22 protein-coding genes are annotated in these 25,643 nt (G+C 61.0%); 2 read left to right on the forward strand and 20 right to left on the reverse strand.

Translation table 11 applies throughout. The features are described 5' to 3' along the window. Position 1: 1 nt before the first annotated feature. From QTL94_RS09480 to QTL94_RS09570, 19 genes are all read right to left on the reverse strand, one after another. Positions 2 to 886 (reverse strand): carbohydrate ABC transporter permease, encoded by an 885-nt coding sequence (locus QTL94_RS09480; protein WP_065692920.1) that lies wholly within the window; start codon positions 884 to 886, stop codon positions 2 to 4. After that, positions 879 to 1,811 (reverse strand): carbohydrate ABC transporter permease, encoded by a 933-nt coding sequence (locus QTL94_RS09485; RefSeq protein WP_289801344.1) that lies wholly within the window; start codon positions 1,809 to 1,811, stop codon positions 879 to 881. The genes QTL94_RS09480 and QTL94_RS09485 overlap by 8 nt, the downstream gene beginning before the upstream one ends. A gap of 75 nt (positions 1,812 to 1,886) precedes the next feature. After that, positions 1,887 to 3,182: an ABC transporter substrate-binding protein gene (locus QTL94_RS09490; protein WP_289801345.1), complete on the reverse strand. Its 1,296-nt coding sequence runs from the start codon at positions 3,180 to 3,182 to the stop codon at positions 1,887 to 1,889. A 36-nt stretch (positions 3,183 to 3,218) separates the two neighbouring features. Then, entirely contained in the window at positions 3,219 to 4,217 is a 999-nt protein-coding gene (locus QTL94_RS09495; RefSeq protein ID WP_065692917.1) for a LacI family DNA-binding transcriptional regulator, read from the reverse strand. Between the two features lie 106 nt (positions 4,218 to 4,323). After that, a complete protein-coding gene (locus tag QTL94_RS09500) occupies positions 4,324 to 6,393 on the reverse strand; it encodes an ATP-dependent helicase (RefSeq protein ID WP_289801346.1) in 2,070 nt (689 codons plus the stop codon). A gap of 389 nt (positions 6,394 to 6,782) precedes the next feature. Then, positions 6,783 to 7,001: a hypothetical protein gene (locus tag QTL94_RS09505; protein WP_289801347.1), complete on the reverse strand. Its 219-nt coding sequence runs from the start codon at positions 6,999 to 7,001 to the stop codon at positions 6,783 to 6,785. Between the two features lie 27 nt (positions 7,002 to 7,028). Continuing rightward, positions 7,029 to 8,963, reverse strand: coding sequence for a hypothetical protein (locus QTL94_RS09510; RefSeq protein WP_289801348.1), 1,935 nt, complete (start codon positions 8,961 to 8,963; stop codon positions 7,029 to 7,031). A gap of 189 nt (positions 8,964 to 9,152) precedes the next feature. After that, on the reverse strand, positions 9,153 to 10,601 hold the full coding sequence (locus QTL94_RS09515) for a pyridoxal phosphate-dependent decarboxylase family protein (protein ID WP_289801349.1): 1,449 nt from the start codon (positions 10,599 to 10,601) through the stop codon (positions 9,153 to 9,155). Further along, entirely contained in the window at positions 10,598 to 12,124 is a 1,527-nt protein-coding gene (locus QTL94_RS09520; protein WP_289801350.1) for a hypothetical protein, read from the reverse strand. Before QTL94_RS09520 ends, QTL94_RS09515 begins: the two co-directional genes overlap by 4 nt. A gap of 32 nt (positions 12,125 to 12,156) precedes the next feature. Next, positions 12,157 to 13,449 (reverse strand): ATP-grasp domain-containing protein, encoded by a 1,293-nt coding sequence (locus tag QTL94_RS09525; protein ID WP_289801351.1) that lies wholly within the window; start codon positions 13,447 to 13,449, stop codon positions 12,157 to 12,159. A 174-nt stretch (positions 13,450 to 13,623) separates the two neighbouring features. Then, complete coding sequence (locus QTL94_RS09530) at positions 13,624 to 14,109, reverse strand: nucleoside deaminase (RefSeq protein WP_289801352.1); 486 nt, start codon at positions 14,107 to 14,109, stop codon at positions 13,624 to 13,626. Positions 14,110 to 14,125: 16 nt separating this feature from the next. Next, positions 14,126 to 15,394, reverse strand: a complete 1,269-nt coding sequence (locus tag QTL94_RS09535) for an amidohydrolase family protein (protein ID WP_289801353.1) — start codon at positions 15,392 to 15,394, stop codon at positions 14,126 to 14,128. Further along, on the reverse strand, positions 15,391 to 16,971 hold the full coding sequence (locus tag QTL94_RS09540) for a gamma-glutamyltransferase family protein (protein WP_289801354.1): 1,581 nt from the start codon (positions 16,969 to 16,971) through the stop codon (positions 15,391 to 15,393). Before QTL94_RS09540 ends, QTL94_RS09535 begins: the two co-directional genes overlap by 4 nt. Continuing rightward, positions 16,971 to 18,170, reverse strand: a complete 1,200-nt coding sequence (locus tag QTL94_RS09545; RefSeq protein ID WP_289801355.1) for an amidohydrolase family protein — start codon at positions 18,168 to 18,170, stop codon at positions 16,971 to 16,973. The genes QTL94_RS09540 and QTL94_RS09545 overlap by 1 nt, the downstream gene beginning before the upstream one ends. Positions 18,171 to 18,254: 84 nt before the next feature. Continuing rightward, positions 18,255 to 19,355, reverse strand: coding sequence for a BMP family ABC transporter substrate-binding protein (locus QTL94_RS09550; RefSeq protein WP_289801356.1), 1,101 nt, complete (start codon positions 19,353 to 19,355; stop codon positions 18,255 to 18,257). A 39-nt stretch (positions 19,356 to 19,394) separates the two neighbouring features. Then, positions 19,395 to 20,315 carry an ABC transporter permease gene (locus QTL94_RS09555; RefSeq protein ID WP_502944115.1) on the reverse strand — a complete coding sequence of 307 codons (921 nt, stop codon included), beginning with the start codon at positions 20,313 to 20,315 and terminating at the stop codon, positions 19,395 to 19,397. Continuing rightward, positions 20,315 to 21,391: an ABC transporter permease gene (locus QTL94_RS09560; RefSeq protein ID WP_289801358.1), complete on the reverse strand. Its 1,077-nt coding sequence runs from the start codon at positions 21,389 to 21,391 to the stop codon at positions 20,315 to 20,317. The genes QTL94_RS09555 and QTL94_RS09560 overlap by 1 nt, the downstream gene beginning before the upstream one ends. Then, complete coding sequence (locus QTL94_RS09565) at positions 21,381 to 22,931, reverse strand: ABC transporter ATP-binding protein (protein WP_289801359.1); 1,551 nt, start codon at positions 22,929 to 22,931, stop codon at positions 21,381 to 21,383. The genes QTL94_RS09560 and QTL94_RS09565 overlap by 11 nt, the downstream gene beginning before the upstream one ends. 235 nt (positions 22,932 to 23,166) lie before the next feature. Beyond that, positions 23,167 to 23,865: a GntR family transcriptional regulator gene (locus tag QTL94_RS09570; RefSeq protein WP_289801360.1), complete on the reverse strand. Its 699-nt coding sequence runs from the start codon at positions 23,863 to 23,865 to the stop codon at positions 23,167 to 23,169. A gap of 152 nt (positions 23,866 to 24,017) precedes the next feature. Here QTL94_RS09570 and recX point away from each other — a divergent pair, with 152 nt between their 5' ends. Together recX and QTL94_RS09580 are read left to right on the forward strand one after the other, a co-directional pair. Next, positions 24,018 to 24,578 carry a recombination regulator RecX gene (recX, locus tag QTL94_RS09575; RefSeq protein ID WP_289801396.1) on the forward strand — a complete coding sequence of 187 codons (561 nt, stop codon included), beginning with the start codon at positions 24,018 to 24,020 and terminating at the stop codon, positions 24,576 to 24,578. Positions 24,579 to 24,857: 279 nt separating this feature from the next. Continuing rightward, a complete protein-coding gene (locus tag QTL94_RS09580; protein ID WP_065692902.1) occupies positions 24,858 to 25,304 on the forward strand; it encodes a GNAT family N-acetyltransferase in 447 nt (148 codons plus the stop codon). Between the two features lie 29 nt (positions 25,305 to 25,333). Here the strand turns inward: QTL94_RS09580 and QTL94_RS09585 are convergent, their stop codons facing one another. Then, a complete protein-coding gene (locus QTL94_RS09585) occupies positions 25,334 to 25,582 on the reverse strand; it encodes a hypothetical protein (protein WP_289801361.1) in 249 nt (82 codons plus the stop codon). Positions 25,583 to 25,643: the final 61 nt, after the last annotated feature.

Consider the following 25,643-nt stretch of genomic DNA (forward strand, 5'->3'; position numbering starts at 1 on the left):
ATCAACCTTTCACGGCGGAGCCGACGAACGAGCTCACGAACCAGCGCTGGAACGCGAGATAGAGGGCGAGAATAGGGATCATCATCAGGACCGAGGCTGCCATGGCGCGATCCCAATAGATGCTGTCCTGACCAAAGAAGGTGGCAATCGCGACAGAGATCGGCCGGGCATAATCGGTCTGCGTCACCAGGGTCGGCCAGAGATACTGGTTCCAGCTTTCGATACCCATGAGGATCGATACGGTTGCCAGAGCAGGCAGACTGAGTGGAAGGTAGATCGAGCGGTAGATCCTGAAGATCGACGCTCCGTCGATCTCGGCCGCCTCATAGAGCTCCTTCGGAAGCTGGGCGAAGAACTGGTAGAAGAGGAAGATGTAGAGCGGGCTGGCGACCCAGGGCAGGATCTGGACGGCGAAGGTATCCGTCAACCCGGCGCGCGACATCATCACCACCAGCGGCATGATGATGCTTTCTTGGGGGATCACGTAGAGCGCGACGACGAGCGACAGAAGCACGGCCTTGCCGCGCAGTGAGCCCCAGGCGAGGATGAAGCCCGCCATCGAATTGACGACAAGGCCGGACGCGACGGTAACAGCCAGGATCACCAGCGAATTGAAGAGATAACGGCCGTAGGCGAGTTCGCCCGAAAAATGCGCGATCTCGTTGAAGTTGGAGAGCGTCGGGTTCGAAACCCAGAAGGCGCGAAAGCTGCCCATGTCCGCCAGAATCTGGAAGCGGTCATCCTTCAGGCTCGCGATCAGGAGCATGAAGAGCGGCGAGATCACGACAAGCGCGATAATGAAGATTGCGACCGTCTGAACGAGGCGAAGCGAGATCTTTCCGGAGCGTTCGGCGGGCACGACACGGGGGAGAGCGATATCAGACATCGAAGCGTCTCAGCAGTTGGCGCTGAAGCAGCGCGATTACGAGGACGATGACGAAGAGGATCACCGATACGGCGGAGGCGTAGCCAAGCTTCTGCTGCTCGAACCCAGTCCTCACCATGTAATGAACGACCGTTTCCGTGCTTCCGCTCGGTCCACCTTGGGTCAGGATGGAAACCTGGGTGTAAAGCTTGAAGGCCTGGATCGTCGTGATCACAAGCACGAAGACGTGGGTCGGACGAAGGCCCGGCATGGTGACGTGCCAGAAACGCTGGAAGACGTTGGCTCCGTCGATCCTTGAGGCATCGTAGAGTTCATCGGGAATTCCCTGGAGACCGGCGAGATAGACGATCATCTGGAAACCGTAAGCCTGCCAGGCCGACAGAAGGACGATGGAGAACATTGCCCATTTGGGATCACCGAGCCAATCGATCGGCTGGATGTGGCCGGCGGAGAGAAAGCCGACGATCTGGTTCAGCGGGCCGCTCGGATACTGGAAAAGCGTGCCCCAGATAACGCAGACGACGACCATCGAAGTGATGGCTGGCAGAAAGAACATGCCGCGAAGCAGGTTGCGACCGGGGATCTTCTGGTGGAGCAACAGTGCTGTGGCAAACGCCATGCCGCACTGGACGGGCAGCACCCAGATGGTGAAACGCGTCACATTCCACAACGAGGTCCAGAACAGCGGGTCGTTGAAGATGCGCATGAAGTTCTGCAGGCCGATGAAGCGCACCGGTGTCGGGCGCGGCACCAGCGGCTGGTTCGTCATTGACGTCCAGAACGACAACAGGAACGGCGCAATCAGGAAGCAGGCGAGCAGGATGACTGCCGGTGCAATCATCAGCATTTCCTGCATGAGCCGGCCCGGATCCCGGCGTCTGCCGACGCGCGGTCGGGCAGCGGCAGGTGATTGTTGCAGTGTCATCGTCTCCTCCTCGCAGTCTGTTCTGTCATGACGGGCGCTTCCGGGGCCGGACTTTCCGGCCCCGGCGCTCAACGCTTATTGCTGGGCATCGAACGGCGGATAGCCGTCATTGTCCTCGATATCCTCGTCTATCTTCTGGGCGGCTTCAGACAGAGCCTGCTTTACGTCGCTGCCGTTGAAGGCCTTGTCGACGGCCTGCATGAAGGCTGAGGTGATCGCCGGATAGGCTGGATGCGGCGGACGCGCGACCGCCGTCTTCGACGCCTGCTCGAAGGCCACTGCCATTGCACCGCCCGGAGCGTAGAGCGGCGAGGATTCCGCGAAGCTCTTCAGGCCGGGGAAGGCAGACTCGTGCTTGGCGTATTCGCGATAATCCTTGTCCTTCAGCATAAAGCTCAGGAACTTTCCGGCGACATCAGGATGCTCGGAGGTCTTGGTGATCCCCCAGATCCAGGTGCCATTGGGGCTGACGCCCTTGTCGCCGAGTTTCGGCAGCGGCATCACGACGATATCGTCCTTCATGGCCGCCGCGGCTTCTGCGTAGAACCAATGCCCACCAAGTGCCAGCGCTGCCGGATGGCCCTCCGCATAGAACTGGTTGGTGCCCGATGATCCAGGAACAACCCAGCCGTTCTTCACCCATCCCTGCATCATCGTCAGCGCGCCGACGCAGGCATCGCTGTCGAGTGTTCCGGTCGCCTTCCAGGTCGTGCGATCGATCAGGTCGCAACCGGCGCTCTCAAGCAGCGGGCCGTAGGCATAGGTGATCCATTCGGTCTTGATGCCGTAGCCACGGAAGGTATCGATCGGCCATTTCACGCCATCAAGCTTGGAGAGTTTCTCGAGATAACCTTCGAACTCCTCCTTGGTCCAGGCATCGTCGACCGACTTCGGAATGCGTGCGCCGATGGCTTCCAGGTATTTCTTGTTGCCGTAGAGCACGACCGACGAGTCGGTGAGGCCGACAGCGTAGAGTTCCTTGTCGATGGGGTAGGTTCCCTGCGACACGTTCGAAGACGTCATGTCGTCGATGACGTCCTTGTCGATAAGCGGCTTGATCGGCTGCAGATAGCCGGACCAGGCATAGTTGGCGAGGAACGGCGCATCGATCTCCATGATGTCAGGCAGCTGCTTGGACATGACAGCGGCGCTGAACTTCTCATTGTAGGCGTCGTGGGGCGCATAGATGAACTCGATGTCGACGTCTGGATTGGCCGCTTCGAAGCGCTTTGCGACATCAGCATAGGCTTTGACCCAACCCGGATCGCCCTGATGCATCATGTGGATGACGGTCTTTGCGTCGGCAAAGCCGGCGGTCGCCGCCAGCGAGGCCGAAGACAGAAGCAGAGCTTGAAGTAAACGTTTACCCATTTATATTCTCCTCCATTGATAGGCATGCGTCGATGTTTAAACGGAAGACCGTTCCACGAGCTGGAACGGCAGCTTTCGCAGCATGGGCCCGCCGGCTTCCTCGGCCAGCAGGATCTCGGCGGCAAGGCGGCCCATGGCCCGATGCGGCAGCGCCATGGTCGTCAAGGGCGGATCGAGACGCGAGGCGATCTCGATTTGGTTGTCGAAGCTTGCCACGGCAACGTCGCCGGGGATCGAGGCCCCGACCCGACGGAGCGCGGCATAGACCTCCATGGCAACGCGATCATTGCCACAAAGGATGGCGTCGGGTCGGTCGGCGGCCTGCATCAGTGCCGTGACATGCGACAGGACAAGGCTGGGCGCGCGGTCGCTGTAGATCGCGCGCCGGACAGCCGGCAACACGGCAACAGGCGCAAGGCCAGCCTCGGCCAAGGTGATCCGGAAGCCCTGCTCGCGCAAATCGCCCGCCAGCAGGCCTGGAAGATTGATGAAGGCAACGCGACGCCGGCCGGCGTCAAGCAGGTGACGGGTCATCTCCGCGGCGGCCGCCTCTTCGTCAGGCACCAGCGAGATCACGCGACCATCCACCTCGCGGCAGTTGATCATGACGCCGACGTTTTTGGCGAGTTCCGGCGGCAGCGCCACGGTCTTGTGGTACATGGCGGCAAACGCAGTCGCACGCGGGCGAAACCGGCGAACCTCTTCAAGAACGGAACCAACGTCGCGGTTTCCCCCAAGATTCATGACGAAGACCGCAAGCTCAGCGCTTCGGGCAGCACCATCGAGACCACGAATGATCTCCGTTGCGAAGGGAGAGGTGATGAGCTCGTCGGCGACCACGCCGATTAGCGGCAGCCACCCTTGACGCACGCCACGGGCTGCGAGATTGGTGACATAACCGAGTTCGTCTGCGATTTCTTTGATCTTCGCACGCGTCTCATCAGACATCCGCGCGGAGCCGCCATGGAGCGCGCCGGAGACGGTCTTGATTGAGACCCCCGCCCTTTCCGCGATATCCGACAGCGATGCCGCCACTTGGTTCCTCCCTTGGGTTATCGATTACCCAATTACTCCCACAGGCGCCCCGTTGTCAAGACGGATGATTTCGATCGGGTCCTTCTCCTAGGCAAGCGAAGCAGGCCTACTTCCACATCGACCGCATGCGGGCGCCAACGTCGATGCGTATTTGACGGGTGCTGCGCTCACTGGCGTTGGCCGAAACTTTCGGCCAGCTCGTCACCTCGAAGAACTGCAGCAGGGTGACGGGGATAAACCGCGTCCGCGAGGCATAGACATGGCGGTCTCCCTGCGTGTTCTGGCCATGCGTGAAGAACCGTTGCGGCGTCAGAAGCGTGAGGCTGTCGCGGGCCCTCGTCATTCCGACATAGAGGAGGCGACGCTCCTCCTCCAGCTCGGCCGTCGTGCCCGCTCCCAGATCCGACGGAATACAGCCGTCCACGACATTGAGCATGAAGACGGAACGCCACTCCTGCCCCTTGGCAGAATGGATCGTGGAGAGGATCAGATAATCCTCGTCAAGCAACGGAACGCCTGCCTGATCGCTTGTGGCATCGGGTGGGTCCAGCGTCAGCTCGGTCAGAAACCGCTCGCGGTTCGGATAGCCGCCGGCGATCTGCTCCAGTTGCAGAAGATCGGCCTTACGCGTGTCGGCATCTTCATGGATGCGGTCGAGATGCGGCTCGTACCAGTCGCGCACCGTCCCGATCTCGCTTGGCCAGACAGCCGAGGATTTCCGCAATCCGGACAGGAGATTGGTGAAATCCGCCCAGGCATCACCGGTTTTCGGTGGCGGCGGGATCTCGGCAAGCGATAGCAATGGCTCGGGCTCGGCCGCGATCGTGTCGAGGATCTTCCCGGCTGTTTGCGGACCGATACCGGGAAGCATCTGAAGCAGCCGAAAACCCGCGACGCGATCGCGTGGATTCTGCGCAAAGCGCAGGACCGCGAGCAAGTCCTTCACGTGGGCACTGTCGAGAAACTTCAGGCCGCCGAACTTCACGAAGGGAATATTGCGACGCGTGAGTTCGATTTCCAGCGCGCTGCTGTGATTGGAAGACCGGAAAAGCACCGCTTGCTGTTTGAGCGACGTGCCAACCTCACGGTTCGCCAGGACCTGTTCGACGATGTAGTTTGCCTGATCGACCTCATCCTTCACGGTCACGAGCAGCGGGCGTTGCTCGGATTCACGATCCGTCCAGAGGTTCTTGGTGAATCGCTCTCTGGCGAGATCGATGACGCCGTTGGCGGCGGCCAGGATCGGCTGTGTCGAGCGGTAGTTGCGATCAAGCGTGATGACGTCGGCTGGCGCCGGCGAAAAGGCCTTCGGAAAATCGAGGATGTTGCGAACCGTCGCGGCGCGGAAGGAATAGATGGACTGGGCATCATCGCCAACCACGGTGAGCCCGTGGCCACCGGGTTTCAACGACATCAGGATCGACGACTGCAAGCGATTGGTATCCTGGTATTCATCGACCAGTACGTGATCGAAGCGATTGCCGATGTCTTCGGCAAGCAAGGGATCGGAGACCATCTGCGCCCAGTAGAGCAGCAAGTCGTCGTAATCCAGGACATTCTGCGCCTGCTTTGCCTCGACATATCCGGCAAAAAGCTGCTTCAGCTGCTCCTCCCAGCCGAGCACCCAGGGATAGGCGGATTTCAGCACGTCGATGATGCTGCTCTCGGAATTGACGACGCGAGAGTAAATGGCAAGGCATGTGCCTTTCGTCGGAAAACGGCTGTCCGTCTTCGACAAGCCAAGTTCGTGGCGAACAAGGTTCATCAAATCGGCGCTGTCTTCCCGGTCATGAATGGTAAAGTCGACGTTGAGACCGATCTGCTCGGCATACATTCGCAGCAGGCGCGCACCGATCCCGTGAAACGTGCCCGCCCATGCCAGCGCATCGGTCATGACCGCCGCATTGTCACCCAGCACCTGCCGACAGATGCGCTGGACCCGCCGCGCCATTTCCGCCGCTGCCCGACGTGAGAAAGTCATGAGGAGGATACGGCGCGGATCAGCACCATTGACGACAAGGTGGGCGACACGGTGCGCAAGCGTATTGGTCTTTCCGGACCCTGCCCCGGCAATGATCAAGAGCGGCCCGGCTACCGCTCCATCATTCAAGCCCACCCCATGTTCAACCGCCTCGCGCTGGCGATCATTCAGCTTTTCCAGATATGTCGCGCCCATTACCCTCTGCCACTTTACGGTTCCGATCGCCGGCCTTCCGCTCGTTCTTGCAAACAAAATCAGCGGACAAACCCCCAGGAAATCGACTCACCGCCACGCTCAGAACAAAAATAGAACGTACCAGTTCGCAGGCGGGCTGAAAAGCCTGCCTCGCACACCGACTGAATCCAACGCGCTGGGTGGAGCTGATACGCCAGCGGGCATCAGCGGTTTCTGGCGATTTTGCGAGAACGCACACCGTCAGGCATAGTCATCGATTGCGTCGGAATAGTACCCCTCTCTCCAGGCTCGGAAACGAGCTACTCAGGGCGCGCAACTCTCTACCTCTCCGTCGCGCCGACGCAACGGAGTCAGAGTCTGCAGCTGAGTTTGACGAAAATTACTTCCGCTTAGCCGTCGTAGTGGCCTGAGAAGACCTGCTCCGCGGACTTGACGACCACCGCGAGGTTCACGCCTTTCGTGATGACTGTTCCGCCCGCCCTCAGGTCGGTAACCGCCTTGAGCGTGCCCGCCTTGGGGGCATCGAGCGGCTGGACGGTGCCGGCTCCCAGATCGGCGACCCAAAGACCATCTTCCCCTGCAATGCTGATGACTACGACTGCGGACATGCTCTTCCCCTTTTCAACGGTTAACGTTCAAAATCCTGCCTTCTTCAGGCCTTCACGGTAGAGATCCTTCTGCCACTGCTCCTTGCTCGGAACGGCGGCAAGCCATTTGTCGACATCAAAATTCGGGTTGGCCTCCCGAACCCTTCGCACGCAAACCCGCGCCATGTCCTGGCGGCCGAGCATGGCCCAGCTGGCGGCCGCCAGCCGGTCGGCCAGGCTCGGGTCGGCCATTCGGCCTATGTAGTCCAGTGCCGCCTCGAACTCGCTAAGCGCATAGTTCGCTCCCGCCGCGGTCCAGAGATAGGGGTCGGGGCTCAGCGGATTGAGTTCGATCGCCCGCTCGATCTTCTGCAAAGCCATGCTCGGGCGCGAGCAATGCACCAACGTATCCGCATGGTCGGCGATGACGTCGGCATAGTGCGGAGCAAGGTTCTCGGCCACCTCCATCGCCTCGGCGCTCTCATCGAACGCGCCCTGCAGCAGCTTGGCGACGCCGAATTCCCGGAAACCATCGGCGAAATCCGAGCGTTTCTCGATGGCCTTCTTCGCCAGGTTCTCCGCCTGGGTCAGCAGGTCGATATCGCCTCGAGCCGTCAGCAGCCATTCCTTTGAATAGGTGCGCCCCATCGAACTGAGTGCCGGTGCAAAATCCGGACTTGCGCTCAGAGCCGCACGCATCTCGCCGCGCGCGCGTCGAAGGTTGGGCAGCGTCAGCCTAGCCAGATGTTGCCGGCCAACGAGGTATCGATGGTAAGCGATCGGATGCAGCTGAAGGTCCGCGCGGACCTCCTCGTGGCGCGCGATTTCACTCGATACGCAAAGCGCGATCTGCCGGGAGATCGCCTTGCGATCACGCAAGAGCGAATGGTGCGTCAGGCGAAAGCGATCAGCCCAGAGGATCTGGCTGTCGTCAAAGAAGATCAGTTGGACAAACAGCGTAACTTCATCGCTCACGGCGTTGATCCGTGTCTCGAGCACATAGTTGACGTTGTGGCGTTCGAAGAAGGCCACCTGCGTTTCCTGATGATGGCTGATCTGGATCGCCGAATAGGGGGCAATGACCTGCAGGCTGTTGAACGCACAAAACCCGATCGTGATGTCTTCAATCAGGGAGGCGGCAAGCGAGGCCGCATCGGCGTGCGTGGATTGATTGGTCGGCGGCAGCAACACCAGCCGAGGCACGGTAATGCCAAGCTCTCCCGGCATCAGTGGCAAGCCGGACGCTCCGGAACCCTCGAAGGGAGCCGAAACGCGAGCGGCAACCTTTGGCTTTTGCTCGCTTGGTTTCAGTTGAAGCGTGTCGAGCCCTTTCGCGATCGCATTGCGGCGCTCCTCGAAAAAAGACTGCAGAGACGCCACGTGCTCGCCGGCGTCAAGCGACTGCACGAGCAGGTTCAGCGTATCCTGATCCCGCGGTCCCGATTTGAACAGGATGATAGCAGCATCCCTCAGCAGCCTGGATTGCTCCTTGGTCTGTGCCAATTGCGAGGCTGATCTCAGCGTGTCTTCCAGGAGGTCGCCATGATACTTTTCCCGCTCGGAGAGCCAATGCCTGAACTCACGGCTTTGCGTGCTGGCCGTTCCCAGAAATGTCTGGTCCATCAACTTTACAAGGCCTTTAAGCCGGACGAACGGATCCGGCTCGTCCCCGACGAGCAGCAGGTCGGAAGACAGCGCCGCGCGATTGATCGAGACCGCACTCCCTTCCAGAGACAGGACCTCGACCCCAAGCTCATTTTGAAGTGCCGTAATTCTCGAAAGCAGCTTTCGCAAGGTGGAATCCGAGATGCCGCGATCCCGCTCGCCCCACAAGAAGCGATCCAACGTCGCTCGATAGGCGGTTCCCTGCTCACTCGTCAGCAAATATGCAAGCAACAACAGGCCTTTTTCAGGGAATGCAACCACGTTGCCCTCCCTGTCCATGAGCTGCAGTTTCCCGAAGGTCTCCAGGACGAAAGCCATTCCTGCTGTCTAAGCCTCTCGCGCGCGTGTTGCGTGTCCGCCAGACGCCACATTGTCACGATGTCCCCCGAGATTCAACGGCTGCATTTCTTCAGGAGGTACGCATAGGTTGCGTCCATCGATCCAGAACCCGCGATTGGGGGTTGCTCTTAATGAGCAGTCGTACCCCGAGTTTTCAATGCTTTCGAGTTATCGGGCGGACGCAGCCAGGTAGCTTGTCAGCACATCCAGGAAGCGATCGATATCGGCTCTGGTCGTCCGATGGTTGACGATCGCGCAGCGGATCGCCAGTTCGCCTTTGATCGTCGTCCACGACGGCACGGCCGAACCTGCCTCGTGGAGATCGAGTACCATGTTCCAGGTGAATTCCGTGTCAGCCCCGCGGATCCCGAAACAGACGATGTTGAGGGCAACCGGCGCCTTCAGTTCGAACCTCGGATCGCTGCCGAGACGATCCGCGAGGTAGCGGGCGATCTCACAGGTGTTCGCAATGGAATTGCCGATCCGCTCGCTGCCAAGCGCTTCGATGGTCATCCAGGTCTTCAACGCACGGAACCCGCGCGACAGGTCCGGCCCGAGATCGCAGGGCCAGGTTTCACCGGCGGCAAGCCCCCTGTTGGCGCGCTGGAGATAGGCCGCCGGCTGCGCGAAGGCCCGCTTGTGGGCAACGCTGTCGCGCACCAGCAGGAACCCGGCATCATAGGGAACATGCCCCCATTTGTGGAAATCGAGCGCCACGGACGCTGATTGTTCGATCCCGGCAAAGAGCTCGCGCATGGATGGGGAGAGCATTCCAAGCGCTCCGATCGCTCCGTCGACGTGGAACCAGATACGTTCACGACGCGCGATCTCTGCGATTTCGCCGAGCGGATCGATCGCCCCCGTGTTGACAGTACCGGCGGTGCCGACGACCAGAAAGGGGAGAAACCCGTCTCTGCGATCATCTTCTATCTGCGTCGAAAGCGCGTCGGTTCGCATCCTGCCCTGGCTGTCGACGTCGATCGAGCGAAGGTTATCGGAGCCGATGCCGCACAACTGCATAGCCTGGGCAATACAGACGTGTGCCTCGCGGGATGTGTAGGCCACGAGCTGCTGAGGCGTATTGCGCAGGCCGGTTTCACGGCTGGACTGCCCCATCGCCTCGGTCTTGGCGATCGTGACGGCAAGGAAGTTCGCCATTGAGGAGCCGGTGACAAACAATCCGCTGGCGCCGGCAGGATATCCGAGCGCCTCACCCATCCAGCGGACAATCTGCTGCTCGACCTCGATGCCGACATGGTCGCGTCCGCCACAGTTGAGGTTCAGGCCGGCTGCGACAAGTTCGGCCAGCATGCCGACAGGCGTGCCCGCGCCGTGAACCCATCCCATGAACAAGGGATGCAGATTGCCGGTCGCGTAGGGAAAGACATGGGTGCGAACGTCATCCAGAACATCCCCGAGTTCGCGCGATGCCGCTGGCAGCGGACGCGCAAATCGATCCCGGATCCCGGCGTCCATGGGCCGCCACACGGGCTTCTGCCTGATGCTCGCGATATGGTCGATCGTGTCGTCGAGCAGCCGGTGCGCATTCTCACGAAACTGCGCCCAGTCATCGGGATCAAGGCCGGACGGTGGCTCGGTGGGATCGTCGTCCCTCATGCACGCCGCTCGGTTGCGCGGATCGCAGCCCACTTGGCAAACACGATGTCGAGGTTGGTCTCAATCGGCTTGAAGGCTTCCTCCAAGCTGTTGCCCAACGCCATACGTCCCGAGACGGTTGCGATATCCAGGGCGGACGCCGCAACACGCAGGACACTGCGCGAGCCCAGCTTCACCGCCTGGCCCAAGTGGCAAACCGGTCCCTCGACTGCCTCGCGCATTGCCAGATGGATGCTCTGTGCCTGTGCGAAAGACGCAAACGCGCCGGTCTCGTCCATGATCGTCATTGGCACGATCGCACGGGAGCCAAGGTGTTCGCCGTCATCTTCCGGGTGAAGAAAGGCCCCGTCGATATCACCCATCCGGGCGCGAACCAGATGGGCGAATTGCCGCTTGATGAGACCCTGCAGCCCTTCATCAACGGCAATGCCGTCGGCAAGATTTGCCAGTGCCGCAACCCATCTGAGACCAAGCCCCAGATTGAGCTCCGAACCGAACGCGAAGCTCATGCTCGCCCGAAGGGTTTCCGACCAGTCATAGAGCGCCGTGTATTCGGCAAGACCTGCCGGAAGGTCGACAATGGACCCCAACTCCTCGGCGATCGATCCAGGCACAAGAAGCGCGCCCGAAAATGGCGGCCCGGCGATAAACTTCGACCCGGTCACCGCGACCATGAAGCCATCCGCGATATCCTGGCGCACCGTCGCGTTCGAGCAGCGATATTGGCACGCATCAACGATCACCCGCACCCGTCCGGGCGCAAGGCCATGGACATGGCGAGCAGCCTGTCGTGTCACGCCGGTCAGGCCAGTCTTCGACGTATCGAGCACATGAACGAGCACATCCCGGCCGCGCTTGAGTTCCCGTTCGACCATGGCAATGAGATCCGCGTCGATCTCATCGGGCAGTCTGGCCTGGCCAATTTCGTTACGGATCGAAATCGCGCACACATCGATGCGATCTGCCGACACCCCTTCGAGCGGCGCGCCGGCGGCCACCGGACGGCCGAGCGCGGTCAGATCGGAATAATGGCGGCCGGCTGCGGCGAGCGGAACACCGCTCCCCGTCTCATCAGGCGCAATCAGGATGTTGGTCAAGGGGCGTGTCGACAGGCCCGCCATCATGCAGATGGCAAGAAGCTCCACATCAGTGCCGGATGCGGCAAGAATGATCTCCGCGTCACCACAGGCAAGTTTGTGATGGATACTGGCTCGCAGGTCGTCAAACCATCGATCGACGGCAACCGACGATGGTGCGTCCATCCCGAACAGCCGCTGCAACTCGTAACCGGCAGCGGCCAGACCCTTGGCAGACACGTTGCTTGCGGTCGTCGATGCGAACGAAATCTCGTCTTCCGCCAGCGTCGTGCGCGTTCCATAGCGGTTTCGGCCGGTGAACGGATCAGACAGGATTCGGCGGTCGCCGCCGGCGCTCAGCAGAAGCGACAGGGAATGAAAAAGCCCCTCGCTGCCAAGCGACCGATCATTCAGTGCCTGCTGTATCCGCTGCTCAACCGGAGGCATGGCGACTCCGTGTTGCGCGATTGCGAGAGCCTTCACTGGCGCCACGGCTGTTCATGCGTGACTGCCGCACCCGGCAGATGAGACATTGGAGATGCGCCCAAGACCGCGCGTTGTTTCAACGCATTCTCGAATGCGACGAAGAGCTTGTTCATCGCAGCTTTCTTGTACGGGAAGACTTTTTCCGAATCCATGGAATGGACGATCATCGCGACATCCGCCTCAAACAGGAACAGACGTCCGTCATCAAGCTCGGCGCAGTCGATGGCGAAGTAGTCCAGGCCGATATGTTGGTGAAGCGCATCGAATGCACGAGCATGGCGCACAGCAAAATCGGTGTCGAAATCTGCCATCCAGGCCGCCTCTTCAAGGCGCCGGTCATTGTGCTGCGCCATGCCGGCGCTCAGATAGTGAACCATCCAATGATCCGAAATCGCGAGATGGCTTGCATAGGGCTTACCGTCGATAACGGCGATGCGCTGCTTGCGGAACTTTCCATCGGCGTCGCTGTAGTCGATGAATGGCACGATATAGAATTCGGTCTCGGAGCGGGACATAAGGTATGTCGAAAGCTCCGCCGTCGTCGCAATCTTCTCCATCCCCTTGCCGGCGTGGGTACCGATCGGGCGCACGATCACCGGATAGGCTTCAATCCCCGCGATCGACCCGATGCTGGCCTCCTCGGCAGCGACACTCTGCAGCTCGTTGCGAGAAATGCGCGTCGTAGCCGCGGCAAGAACGGAGGGTTCGTCCTTGAACGCATCCGCCACCCCTTCGCGCGACAGATCGATGACGCTGCGGGGCGCATTATTGACGATAGGACCGGCCCAGTTGCTCAACAGCCGCTCGAGATTCTCCAGGACCGGCAGATTTTCGGGCGACTCGCCGACCGCGACGAAAGCAACGTCGTGCGCCGGAACATCGTCCAGGCTCGCGGTTTGCGCATCGACATAGTGGAGCCGGATGACCGTGTTGGACGTCTCCAGGAGAAATTCGATCGGCGTATTGGCCATGAAGTCGCCGGCCGTGAGAAGCACGAGCACCGTCAGTCCGGAGCCGTCGCCGTTCCTGATCCTGTAGGACCTGGATATATCAAGCGCCGCCTGCTGGGTTGTCGAGGCATCCTCTGCCTTGCCAAGCGTCTGCAGGATGGCTGAAAGATCCAGGAACGCCGCGGCATCCCGCGGATTGGCGGAGACGCGGGCCATCAGCTTGTCCCAGGTGGGAGAAATGTCGCGCCCCTCGTACAAGGTACGAACGATCGCAGCCTTGCCTATGAGGATGTCTTTGTCTTCCGATATCCGGATCTGAGCCACAGTGCCTGTCAAACGCCAAACTCCTTATGTCGCCGTTGCGCTGAGGCTGAAACGCCGCGCCAGACGGATGCACGATTTGGCCTATATTTCTGTGCCCAGTGGCTTGTGCGGACCTTGCTTTGACGGTCCCTGAGGCCCGCGCTTGCTGCTTAGATGATCGGAGGTTGAAGAGCCAATGTCACGCGCTCAGGAGTTGGCGCCGTGACGGCGCCTGTGAAGTTCGCGGACTTTCTCTGCGAGGTCAGGAACAGGACCATCCACCTTCGCATCGCGGATCACCTCCTCGATCGCAATCCTGCGAACGGGGGAGACATCGATGCCCATTTCCTGCAGCCAGTCGCCCAACTGATCTGACGAACTCGCATAGACGATGCGGCCAAGCCCCACCCAACCGTGCGCCGCCGCACACATCGGGCAATGCTCTCCCGAGGTATAGACGGTGGCCTTGGCCCGATCGCCGGGCGCCATGTTCTCGGCGGACCATCTCGCAAGCGTGAACTCCGGATGGCGTGTGCCATCGCCGGTGGAGTGGATACGGTTGCGGTCTTCCGCGAGAACGCTGCCGTCTTCTGCAACGAGCACCGACCCGAAAGGTTCGTCGCCGGCATCAACAGCCTGCGCCGCCAGTTCGACGCAACGGCCGAGATGCTTGAGATCCGTGTCGGTAATCATGGACATTCTCCTTGCTTCAGGGGATGGTGGAAAGGATCGTCTCGACAGTCCTGTGTATGACCGGCCTGCCGTTGTCGAAGCTGCGACGTCCGCGCTTCCAGCCGGCAATGACGGGCGCGATTTCACGCACCGCCGAGCGGGGACCGCGGCAATCCATCAATACGATCGTCGCCTCTGCGCCAACGCATATCCCTGATGGGACGCCCATCAGGTGGGCTGCCGACCGATCGACCATGGCAAACACGGCGTCGATGTCGTCTGCCCGGGAAAGCTGCGCGACGTTGGCATAGAGATTGGCCATACGGATCAAAGAGGCGTCACCAAACGGCGTGAATGGATTGAGGACATTGTTCGTCGCGATCGACGTGACCACACCGTATGCCGCCAGGACATGGGCGGGCGCAACACCGCGCGGCACAAGCCGGTCGGCACCGCGACCATTGAGGAAGAGGTCGGTCGAAGGCAGAACCGTCAGCGCGATACCAGCCTCGACAAGAGCGACCGCAACCTGTGACAAACGATCAGGAGACATGGCGGAAAGGTTGGTGACATGGCCGATCGACACCCTCCCCTGCCAGCCGCGCCTGACAGTTTCCTCGATCACGGCCGGCAGATTGGTGTTGGCCGGATCAAGGTCGAAATCGAGGTGAAAGTCGACCGCGACATCATGCTTCTCGGCAAGATCGAAAATCAATCCCACGTGCCGGCGCGGCTCCGGATCGATGTATGGGCACCCACCGATGAGATCTGCACCCTCTGCCAGTGCCTGGTCCAGCATGACGAGGCTCTCGGGCTCGTTGGTCAGTCCTTCCTGCGCAAAGGCGCAGATTTCGATGTCGATCGCGAAGGCAAAATCGCGCCTGATCCGCTTGATTGCCTCAAACGACCGGAAGCCGACCCGCGGATCGATCTCGACGAAAGACCGCATCCGTGTCGTGCCATGAACAATGGCCTTTTCCACCAGGCGCGCGGCGCGCTGATAGACGTCGGCCTCGTCAAAGGCGGGTTTCACTCTCGCCGTCTCGCGCACGGCTTCGGCGAGCGTACCCTCGCAAATGACGCAGCGATCGAGGATGCAGGCCTTATCGAGATGAATGTGGCTGTCCACGAAACCGCTGAATGCGAAGGCGCCCTGCGCATCAAACTCCTCAATCGCCTCGCATCTGAAGCGCGGCTCGACCGCCACGATCCGGCCGTCTTGTACGGCAATGTCGACCAGCGCACCCTCCTCCTCGGTGCGAACTTGGCGGATGACAAGATCATACGGCAGGGCTGACGTTCTCATAGGCCGATTGCGCCGCCGTCGCTGCGCGGGTCATGAGCACCGGCCAGGCGTCCTTCCGCCCCGATCTTGATGACCCCCGCCTGACCGCCCAGTTGGCTGAAGGCATCGATACCGCTCACCACATGGCCCATCGTGGATAGCGAACCGATGACATCGGCACCGACATTGCTCTCGATCTTGAGCGTGTGGCGGGTATCCGAAAACGTCTGGCCAAGCAGGAACCTCGGGCGAGAAAGCGCTGCGAGCGGATCTAGATGATGGTCGGCCAGCAGACTGATCAGCAATGCCAAGGTCTGCGGCTGTCCATCGGCACCCTGGGTTCCGTAAAGCAGGTGCGGACGACCCTCCTTCAGCGCCATGCCGGGGTTGAGAGTGTAGAACGGACGCTTGCCCGGCTCCAGCCTGTTCGGGCTCGAAGGATCCAGACTGAAGGCTGCTCCGCGGTTCTGCCACAGGATGCCGGTATCGCCGACTACGACACCGCTTCCCCAGTCGAAATAGGTGCTCTGGAGCAGAGACACCGCCCGCCCCTTGTCATCGACCGCCGCCAGGAACGCGGTGTCGCCATGCCTGTACGGCTGTGGCCAGGGCATGGCACGCGCCGGATCGATGGCATCCGCCTTGCTCCGGAGCCATTTGGGATCCAGCAGTGCCTCCGCTAACGAAGATGCCGCAAAATCCGGATCGGCGATACGATTGCGGTCGAGGAAGGCCTGTTTCACGCCCTCGATCAGCCGGTGATAATAGACGCCGCCCGAGAAATCGAACCCGGCCATGTCCAGATGTTCGAGTATGCCCATGATGCCAAGCGTCGTCAGCCCCTGCGTTGGCGGCGGCGGCGCAAACAGCGTCAGGTCGCGATAACGAAGCGAAACAGGGGTGTCTTCTCGTGTACGGGTCACGGCCAGATCTGTCGCAGTCAGCGGTGAGCCGATCTCGGCTAGACCGCCCGCAATACGGGCGCCAAGTTCCCCCTCGTAGAATTCACGCGTACCGTGGCGGGCAATGGCTGAAAGCGACCGCGCTAGGTCCGGTTGCCGCTGGATGCCGCTACCGGTGAAGATCGCGGCAAAGCCAGGCCATTCCCCCAGCTCGTCGCGGCGAAACTCATGCCAGAAGCGCTGCGAGGAGCTGACCGCAAAGCCATCGGTCGCAATCCGGATGGCGTCATCAAGTAGGCTGGAGAGGCGTTCCTTGCCCGCCCATGCGGATGTCGAATGGGCGAGCACCCGCTCCCAGCTCTCGACGAGACAAGCGCTGGTCAGCGTCGATCCGGGCCCGCGCGACGGTATGGCGGTGATACCATCAATATTGCGGGCCGACTGCCCGATACCGAGAAACGAGCGGACATTGCCATCGGCATCCGAAACCATCCAGACGGCATCGCCACCCAATCCACAGAAGTGCGGATAAAGCACCGAGAGTGCAGCGCCCGCGGCAACCAACGCTTCGATTGCGTTGCCGCCGCGCTTCAGCACAGCCGCGCCGACCTCGCTCGCCTGCCAGTGCGGCGTGGTGATCATCGCAGTTTGCGAGGTGGCGCCGGTATCCGCCGTCTGTCTGGTTCCTGGCGTCATCAGCGGATTACAACCCCGTTCCTGGCGACAAGCCGGCCGTCCTTGAAGACCTGACGGCCTTTCGGGATGGCGACAACGGCCTCCGGAACATGCTCAGCCGCGAGCGCGACGAAATCCGCCTTGGCGCCGATCTCGATGCCGTAACCCTCCAGCCGCAATGCCTTCGCACCCGAGGCCGTGACCACGTCGAACGCGGCGTTCAGCTCATCATCCGTATAGAAACCGGAGCGATAGCCGATCATCATCGCGCGGCCGAGCATGTCGCCGTCGCCATAAGGCCACCAGGAATCGCGAATGTTGTCGCTACCGCTGAAAACGGTGACACCCGCGGCTCTGAGCAGCGCGACCGGCGGAAAATTATGATTGCCGGGAGCGTTCGTCATGATCGAGACGCCGCTCCTGGCGATCCGGTCTGCAATCTTCCTTGCCGCCTCCGGGGGCAGATCGCCAAGCCCATAGGCATGGCTGACGGCAACGTGACCCTGCATGCCAAGCGCCACGGTGCGCGCGCAGATTTCCTCGATGGTGAAGGCGCCGAGCGTGCCCGCGTCGTGCAGGTGGATATCGACGTCGACGCCGCGCTTTTCAGCGATCCCGAAGACGACATCCAGGTGTCCGTTCACATCGCGGTCAAAACTGCCGGGATCAAGACCGCCGACAAGATCGGCGCCAAGCGCAACCGCCTCGTCCATCAATTCTGGCGTCCCAGGGCTCTTCAGTATCCCGCTTTGCGGGAACGCCACCAGCTGGATGTCGATCAGGCCCGCATATTCCTCACGGACCGCAAGGATGGTCTCCAACGACTTCAGGCCAACCGAGCCGTCCACCATCACGTGGCTGCGCATCTTCACGCTGCCCAGGCCGATGCACAGATCCAGCTGGTTGCGCGCCCGTACATCCATGGCCGCGGCCTGAGCCATGTTCTGCGCCTGGAAGGCAACGCGCTCATGGACGTCAAAACCGTTCGTGCAGGGTTTGTGCGGGATCCACTTGTCGCCATAAAAGCTGGTATCGAGATGGATATGCCCCTCGACAAAGCTCGGCACGAGCAGCGCGCCGGCCAGATCGACGACAGTGCCGCCCGGTCCACCCTGGCCAGCCGGCGTGATCGCGGAGATCCGTCCACCGACAACGCCGATATCATAGAGTGACCCATCGGCCAGCCGGGCATTGGTAAAAACTGTTTCGATCGTGCTCATTGGCATCTCCTCGTCTTTTGTCGTTATTGCCGCGCGTCGGCTTCCGTTTCGGGCAGGCCGGCGCGCCGTTTCAGTTCAGGTTTCTCAGTTCTGCGGCAGAGTGCCCTGCACGCCTTCCATCAGCCAGGTCATGCCCTTGATGTCATTATCGGCAAGAGTCTGCCCGGCGGCTACCTTCACCGTTCCCGACTGATCCTTGATCTCGCCGGTAAACGGCTTCAGCTTGCCACTGATGATCGCCGCTTCCGCAGCTTTCATTTCGGCTGCCACGGATTCCGGCAACTCAGGGCTGCTGGTCGTCATCTTGACGTAGCCGCCTTCGCCGAGGCCCAGCCAGTTGTTGGACGGCTGCCATGTGCCGGCCATTACCGCCTTGGCTGCGTTGATATGAGCCGCGCTCCAGTCGAGCTCGAAGGACACGAGCTGCTTCTTCTTGACGTAAGCCGAGAAGTCGCCGGTGCTGCCGATCGACCAGACGCCCTTTTCTTCGGCGGCAAGGCCCTGAACCGGTGTATTCGGGCTACCGGAGATCACGTCGGCGCCCTGCGCCACCAGCGCGGCAACCGCATCCTTTTCCTTGGCCGGATCCACCCAGGCATTGGCCCAGACGACTTTCAGGACTGCGTTCGGATTGACGCTGCGCGCACCCAGCAGGAATGCATTCAGGCTGTATATGACCTGCGGCACGGGGAACGCGCCGACCCAGCCCAGAACGTTGCTCTTCGTCATGCGACCGGCGGCAATGCCAGTGAGATAGGTACCCTCATAGTGGCGCGCTTCAAACACGCCGAGATTCTTGCCGGCATCGATGCCAGCGCAGCATTCGAAATGCGAGTTCGGCAGCGTCGGGGCGAGCTTCTTGAGCGACGCATACTGCGAGAAGGTGGTTCCGAAGATCAGCTTGTGGCCCTGCGAGGAAAGCTGGCGGAACAGACGCTCACAATCCTGAACTTGGGCGATGTTCTCGAGCACCGTGACCTTCACCTTGTCCGGATAGGCCTTCTCCAGCGCGCGCCAGGCGTTGGCCTGGAAATATTCCCAGCCGGTGTCGGAGATCGCCCCCATGTGAATGACGCCGACCTTCAGCACTTCGTCTGCGGCAAACAGCGGCTTGGCGCCGCCGGCCATGGCGAGCGACGCCACAGCACTGGTCTTCAGGAAATCGCGTCTGGAAAAATTGGTCATGTCAGTTCCTCTCTTTGGTTTCATTCTTGGTTGAAAAAGTCAGCCGTCGGCCGTGAAGGGTTTTCCAAGCGAAGCCGGAATGTTGAGGCGCATCAGGGCTGCGTTTCGCGAGATCAGGACGAGCACCACGATGGTCACGATGTAGGGGAGTGCCGACATGAGCTCCGACGGAAGGCCCACGCCTGCGCTTTGCGCGAAGAGCTGCGCAATGGTGGCGCCACCGAAGAGGTAAGCGCCGAGGAAGCAGCGAACCGGCCGCCACGTTGCAAACACCACCAGCGCAACCGCGATCCAGCCGCGCCCGGCAATCAGGCCCTCGGTCCAGAGCGAGGTATAGATGATCGAGATGTAGGCCCCGGCAATGCCTGCCGTCGCGCCGCCGAAAAGCGTGGCGACATAACGGATGCCGTTGACCGGGTAGCCGAGGGCGTGGGCTGATGTCGGCGCCTCGCCGACCGCGCGCAGGATGAGACCGGCGCGGCTGCGATGCAGGAAATACCAGACGCCGGCAAAGAGCGCCCACGACAGCCAGACCAGCGGATGCAGCTGGCCGAGGACTTTACCGATCAGGGGGATCTTTCCGGCCAGCGCCGATAGCTGCGATGGTTCGATGACGATCGCCATGCCGATATAGGATTTGCCGAGGTAGGAGCCGAGACTGGTGCCAAAAATGGTGAGTGCAAGACCGACCGCCACCTGATTGGCCCTGAAGCTGACGGCCAGCACGGCGAACATCAGCGCCAGCAACATCGCTCCCAGCATGGCCGCGACGATCGCCAGGAACAGGTTGCCGGTTGCCATCATCACCATGAAGGCAAGAACCGCGCCGATGACCATCATCCCTTCGACGCCCATATTGAGGACACCGGCGCGTTCAACGACAAGTTCGCCGAGCGCTGCGTAAACCAGCGGCGTGCCGGCAATCAGCGTCGCGACGAGGATCGGGAGAAACTGACTGATCATGCCGATGCTCCTTGCCCGGCGCGGGTACGCAGGCGAATGCGATATTGGACGAGGACATCCGTGGTCAGGATGAAGAACAGCAGCGTGCTTTGCAGCAGGCCGGTGATCGAGGACGGCATGCCGAGCGACATCTGCGCCAGGTCACCTGCGAGATAGAGCAATGCCATCAGCAGTCCCGAAAGCAGGATGCCGATCGGGTTCAGCCGCCCCAGGAAGGCGACGATGATGGCGGCATAGCCATATCCGGGCGAGGCATTCGGAAAGATCTGCCCCAGCGGACCGGCTATTTCTCCAACACCGGCTATGCCTGCAACCGCCCCACTGACCAGCAGCCCGAGCCAGACGGCACGATTGACGCTGAAGCCGGCATAACGCGCTGCGCCTTCCGACAATCCGGTGACCTTGAGCTGGAACCCGGCAAAGCTGCGGCTCATGAAGACCCAGCCGACGGCAACGGCGACCAGGGCGAAGAGAACGCTCGCATTGGCACGCGTCCCCTCGAGCAGGACGGGAAACAGGGCGTCCGGCGCGAGCGGCTCTGACTGCGGGAAATTGAAGCCCGCCGGATCGCGCCACGTGCCGAAGACCAGCCACGACAGCCAGAGGCCCGCCACGTAGTTCAACATCAGGCTGACGAGGATCTCGCTGGCGTTGAATTTGACCCTGAGAAACGCGGGGATGGCCGCCCAGACCATGCCGCCGATGGCGCCGGCCACGATCATCGCCGGAAGAATCCAGCCTCCGCCGGCAGGGCCGTAGTGGAGTGCGACATAACCGGAAAAGATCACGCCCACTGTCAGCTGGCCCTCGGCGCCGACATTCCAGATGCCGGCACGGAAGCCGATTGCCAGACCAATGCCGATCAGCACGAGAGGCGCTGCCTTGATCAGAAGTTCTCCCACGCCGTAGAGATCGACCAGAGGCGCCGTCAGAAAGGTGACAAGTGCCTCGAGCGGGTTGTGTCCCGCGGAGGCGAACAACATCATGGCGACAACCGCCGTCAGCAGGAGCGAGAGCACTGGCGATAGCCAGACCATCAGCTTGGAGGGTTTCAGGCGCGGCTCAATGCGCATGGGCTGTCTCCTGCTGGCCGGCATCCCCGGCCATTGCAATCCCTATGTCGTCGCGGTTGGCGGCCTCTCGCGGCACGGCCTGGCTCAATCGTCCACCCGCGATCACCGCGATCCGGTCGGCGATCTCGAAAAGCTCGTCGAGTTCTTCGGAAATAACGACGATCGCCGCCCCCTTGTCGCGCAAGTCGAGCAGAGCCTGGCGGATCACCATGGCGGCACCGACATCCACGCCCCATGTCGGCTGGGAAACGATGAGCACCGAAGGATCCTGCAGGATCTCGCGGCCGATGATGAACTTCTGCAGGTTACCGCCCGACAAGCTGCCGGCAGCCGCCCTCGGCCCACCGCAGCGCACGTCGAACGCCTTGATGCAGCGTTCGGCAAAGGCTGTGACGCGATCGAACCTGATCAGGCCGAGCTGAACCGCGCCGCGCCGATTGGCGGTCAGAAGAGCATTGTCGGAAAGCGCCATTGACGGCACCGAGCCCTGCTTGAGCCGGTCTTCCGGAACCGAGCAAAGCCCAAGTGATCGTCGCACAAAAGGATCGAGATCTCCGATCGGCTGGCCATCCAGCGTGATCGCTTCCCTGGCCGAGAGCTGGGTCTCGCCCGAAAGCGCGGCCAGCAGTTCGGCTTGACCATTGCCCGAGACGCCAGCGATACCAAGAATCTCACCACCACGAACCGCCAGGCTGATGTCCCGCAGCGTCGTACCGAAGGGGTCATCCGTGGACAAGTCGAGACCCGACACCGAAAGGCGGATACGACCGGCCTCGTCGACAGCCGAGCGTTCGCGATAGGCCGGCAGATCGCTTCCCGTCATCATACGCGCCATGGAGGCCGGGCTTTCGAGCCTCGGGTCACAGGTTCCAGTCACCCGTCCGCCGCGCAGGATGGTCGCCCTGTGGCAGAGCGCCTGGATCTCGTTCAGCTTGTGGCTGATGTAAAGAATACTGCAGCCGTCATCGGCAATCTGGCGCAACGTCACGAAAAGGGTTTCGACCGCCTGCGGGGTCAGCACCGAGGTCGGCTCGTCAAGGATCAGCAGCTGAGGGTTCTGCAACAAAGCGCGAATGATCTCCACCCGCTGACGCTCCCCCACCGACATTGTGTAGATGTGGCGGTCGGGATCGACCGGCAGACCATAGCGGGCTGCAACCAGACTGATGTCGCGCGAGAGCGCGTCCAGCCGTGGCTTGTTGGGCATCGCCAGCGCAATGTTTTCGGCAACCGTCAGCGTATCAAACAGTGCAAAATGCTGGAACACCATGCCGATACCGAGCCGCTGCGCATCCGCCGGCGAAGCAATCGTGACCTCGCGGCCGTTCCACAGCATCTCGCCCGCGTCAGGCCGCACCATCCCGTCGATGATCTTCATCAATGTGGATTTGCCGGCCCCGTTCTCTCCCACGACGGCGTGGATCTCGCCGGGCGCAACGGCAAGATCGATTCCGTCATTGGCGACAACCGCCGGGTAGACCTTGCGGATACCGCGAAGCTCCAAACGATATTCTGATGATGAGGCAGTCTGCGATGACATGGGCACAATCTTGGCTACATGATACTGGTAATCATGTATGCAATACGAATGCCACAATGTATCGCTGATTTCAATTCAAGCCGATACGCTCAGTTATCCAACTGAAAACATTGGTGAAAAAATGCAAAGCGCAGCTCTTGGCCGAATCCACAACGCGGAGACACGCCCGTTAGGGGTCACGTAGACGTCTACAAAAAATGCAGAAAACTGTATACTTGATGGAAAAAGCGGCAGATCAGCCGTGCGCCCTGTCGGCATAGCGCGACAGGATGGAGCCCAGATCCGGCTCAACAGGAGCCTCTTCATCAAACAGCGCCCGGCTCTCGACCGACGACAGATGTTCATCCATGAGCTGCTCGGCCACGACAACATCACCCGAACGCAAGGCCGCGATCAGGGCCGAATGCTCGCTGATGGCGCATTCGCTGGAGTGTGGGCGGCTATACATCGCAAGAATGAGCGAGCAGCGAGAGACGAGCTCAGACAGATAGCGCTCCAGAAGCGTGTTGCCGGAGAGCTCGGCGAGCTTAAGATGAAACTCGCCGGCAAGGCGCGTCGACAGGCGCACGTCGCCCTTGGCATGCGCCGCCTCTTCCTCCTTCACGTGCTCCTGCAAGCCCTTTTCGATGGATGGGTTCCAGCGCTTGATGATGCTCTTGATGACTTCACGCTCCAGAGCCCGGCGAACAGCGAAGGCATCATGCGCCTCCTCGAGGCTGGGCTGCGCGACCGTTGCCGTCCGCTTGTGATAGGTATCGACAAGGCCCTGCGCCTGAAGCTTCGCCAAGACGGCACGCACCAGCGTCCGGCTCATGGAAAAATGCCGGCCGATCTCATCCTCGGGCAGCTTCGTGCCGGCCTTCAACGCCTGCTCGATAATTGCCTGACGGAGGGTACGGTGGGCAATTTCCACACGGTCGGAATTGGAGGACATAGGGGTCTGAACCACGCTTTGAAGAGATCCGGCACACGATTAGCGTGGTTTCTCGTATACAACAAGGGTCCCAATCCTGGACCCCTTCATGGCCGGAGGGTGATGCCGGCATTAGCGAAATGACGGCTAATGGGGTATGCCTGCTACCGATGATGACCGACGACGAAACCCAATCCGACATTCCAACCGCCCGCATGCTCAGCTGGTCGAAAAACTCCGCCGTCTATCGCCTCGGGCGCCAGATGATGACGGAGAAGCAATTGTTCGACGCGATCAGGAAAAAGGCCACGCAGAAATTCGACGACATCAGTGCTGCACAGGCACAGGCAGTCGCCGAGTTTGCGGTGAAATTCGCTCGCGATCTCGGAGCGCTGAACGATGTCGCCTATGCCGAAATCAGCACGCGCGCCGGCGTGCGCGGCGGCAAGTCGCACAGGATCATCGCCCAGCGGCTGTCGTTGAAAGGCATTGATCGCGAGACGGCTGCGTCCGCTCTTCAGGCAACCGACGACCTGTTTGCAGCAATCGTCTTCGCACGCAAGCGAGCGTTCGGCCCCTATCGCCGGGTCGAGGCGGATGACAAGCGAAGGGCCAAGGAAATGGCCGCATTCGCACGCAACGGCTTTGGTTTCGAGCTTGGACGGAACGTCCTGCAGATGAGCGCTGACGAAGCAGATGCCATTTTGGAATCACGGCGCGACAGCATTTTCTGATCCGCTGCCACGGCAGCAAGCCGATGCCGGGTTGCCTCCTGCAACCCAAATCATTGTGAAGCTCCACCGGGTTCCCGCCACGCGAGTGTCACGGCGAAGTCACAACATCATCGACCTCACCCGTGCTTATCTGTTGCCAATGCACCTCTTCCGGTTTTGAGCGAGGCGCAGCATGACGCGGAGGCGTCTCGTTTTGATCGTACGTTGTCGGCCGATATGCGGGTCCGGGTGGCTAGTGTTCCGGCAACGGGAGCCTCATCGTATAGACAGCAGGTGTGCATGCTAATCGACGTTAGAAGAGTATCCCAGGCCGAGGCTCGGCAAGGTGCGAGTATCATAGTAAAAGCCTATGCCGAGCCGCCATGGGACGAAGACTGGTCGCTTCAAAAGGCCGCATCGCGCCTCGACGAACTGATGAACACGCCCGGCTGCATAGCGATAGCCGCGTTCAAGGAAGAAGAGATCATCGGCTTTGCCTTCGGCCTGCCGCACACCTCGGCCATTGGCCGCGGCCTGCAGATCGCCGAGGTCGCGATACTCCCTCAGCACCAGCGCCAAGGCATCGGCTCTAGGCTCTTGCTCAGCCTCGAGAAGGAGGCCAGCCATTTCGGCTATGTGCATTTGTGGCTTGTGTCCCGCCAGGCAGGCGGCGCCGCACACTATTACCAGGCCAACGGCTACCGGCAATCAAGTGCGCTATGCGTCTATTCCAAGCGATTGGGGTGACGTCCCGGGACGAAGACTACGCCACACGATTAGTGGCTGCTCACGCCTGCGTAGCCGATCGGGTCGCTCAGGCCCTCGTAGGGAACGTCACCGAGCTCACGCTTGACGGCGTGCAAGGCCAGATCGAGGCAATCCACGGCGCTCGCAAGATTGATGTCCTGGGCGGCATAGCGCGCAAAGGAGATCAGCCGCGCAAGCGCGGCAAGTTCATCCAGGTCCTCGTCGGAACGTTCGTTTAGGCCAGCTTCGGCCAACTTGCCTTCAAAGGATATGCCCATGTCATTTCTCCGCAGATCGGAGAGAAGCATAGGCCAATTGTGGCAAGCCGCCCGTGAAAAC

Origin of the sequence: Rhizobium sp. S96 (genome assembly GCF_030382195.1) — a bacterium.
Lineage (GTDB): Bacteria > Pseudomonadota > Alphaproteobacteria > Rhizobiales > Rhizobiaceae > Rhizobium.

What these genes read in the sequence shown, in the direction of transcription:
- QTL94_RS09480 (WP_065692920.1), bottom strand. Translation starts at nt 886, where the DNA reads ATGTCTGATATCGCTCTCCCCCGTGTCGTGCCCGCCGAACGCTCCGGA.
- QTL94_RS09485 (WP_289801344.1), bottom strand. Translation starts at nt 1,811, where the DNA reads ATGACACTGCAACAATCACCTGCCGCTGCCCGACCGCGCGTCGGCAGA.
- QTL94_RS09490 (WP_289801345.1), bottom strand. Translation starts at nt 3,182, where the DNA reads ATGGGTAAACGTTTACTTCAAGCTCTGCTTCTGTCTTCGGCCTCGCTG.
- QTL94_RS09500 (WP_289801346.1), bottom strand. Translation starts at nt 6,393, where the DNA reads ATGGGCGCGACATATCTGGAAAAGCTGAATGATCGCCAGCGCGAGGCG.
- QTL94_RS09505 (WP_289801347.1), bottom strand. Translation starts at nt 7,001, where the DNA reads ATGTCCGCAGTCGTAGTCATCAGCATTGCAGGGGAAGATGGTCTTTGG.
- QTL94_RS09510 (WP_289801348.1), bottom strand. Translation starts at nt 8,963, where the DNA reads ATGGCTTTCGTCCTGGAGACCTTCGGGAAACTGCAGCTCATGGACAGG.
- QTL94_RS09515 (WP_289801349.1), bottom strand. Translation starts at nt 10,601, where the DNA reads ATGAGGGACGACGATCCCACCGAGCCACCGTCCGGCCTTGATCCCGAT.
- QTL94_RS09520 (WP_289801350.1), bottom strand. Translation starts at nt 12,124, where the DNA reads ATGCCTCCGGTTGAGCAGCGGATACAGCAGGCACTGAATGATCGGTCG.
- QTL94_RS09530 (WP_289801352.1), bottom strand. Translation starts at nt 14,109, where the DNA reads ATGATTACCGACACGGATCTCAAGCATCTCGGCCGTTGCGTCGAACTG.
- QTL94_RS09535 (WP_289801353.1), bottom strand. Translation starts at nt 15,394, where the DNA reads ATGAGAACGTCAGCCCTGCCGTATGATCTTGTCATCCGCCAAGTTCGC.
- QTL94_RS09540 (WP_289801354.1), bottom strand. Translation starts at nt 16,971, where the DNA reads ATGACGCCAGGAACCAGACAGACGGCGGATACCGGCGCCACCTCGCAA.
- QTL94_RS09545 (WP_289801355.1), bottom strand. Translation starts at nt 18,170, where the DNA reads ATGAGCACGATCGAAACAGTTTTTACCAATGCCCGGCTGGCCGATGGG.
- QTL94_RS09550 (WP_289801356.1), bottom strand. Translation starts at nt 19,355, where the DNA reads ATGACCAATTTTTCCAGACGCGATTTCCTGAAGACCAGTGCTGTGGCG.
- QTL94_RS09560 (WP_289801358.1), bottom strand. Translation starts at nt 21,391, where the DNA reads ATGCGCATTGAGCCGCGCCTGAAACCCTCCAAGCTGATGGTCTGGCTA.
- QTL94_RS09565 (WP_289801359.1), bottom strand. Translation starts at nt 22,931, where the DNA reads ATGTCATCGCAGACTGCCTCATCATCAGAATATCGTTTGGAGCTTCGC.
- QTL94_RS09570 (WP_289801360.1), bottom strand. Translation starts at nt 23,865, where the DNA reads ATGTCCTCCAATTCCGACCGTGTGGAAATTGCCCACCGTACCCTCCGT.
- recX (WP_289801396.1), top strand. Translation starts at nt 24,018, where the DNA reads ATGACCGACGACGAAACCCAATCCGACATTCCAACCGCCCGCATGCTC.
- QTL94_RS09580 (WP_065692902.1), top strand. Translation starts at nt 24,858, where the DNA reads ATGCTAATCGACGTTAGAAGAGTATCCCAGGCCGAGGCTCGGCAAGGT.
- QTL94_RS09585 (WP_289801361.1), bottom strand. Translation starts at nt 25,582, where the DNA reads ATGGGCATATCCTTTGAAGGCAAGTTGGCCGAAGCTGGCCTAAACGAA.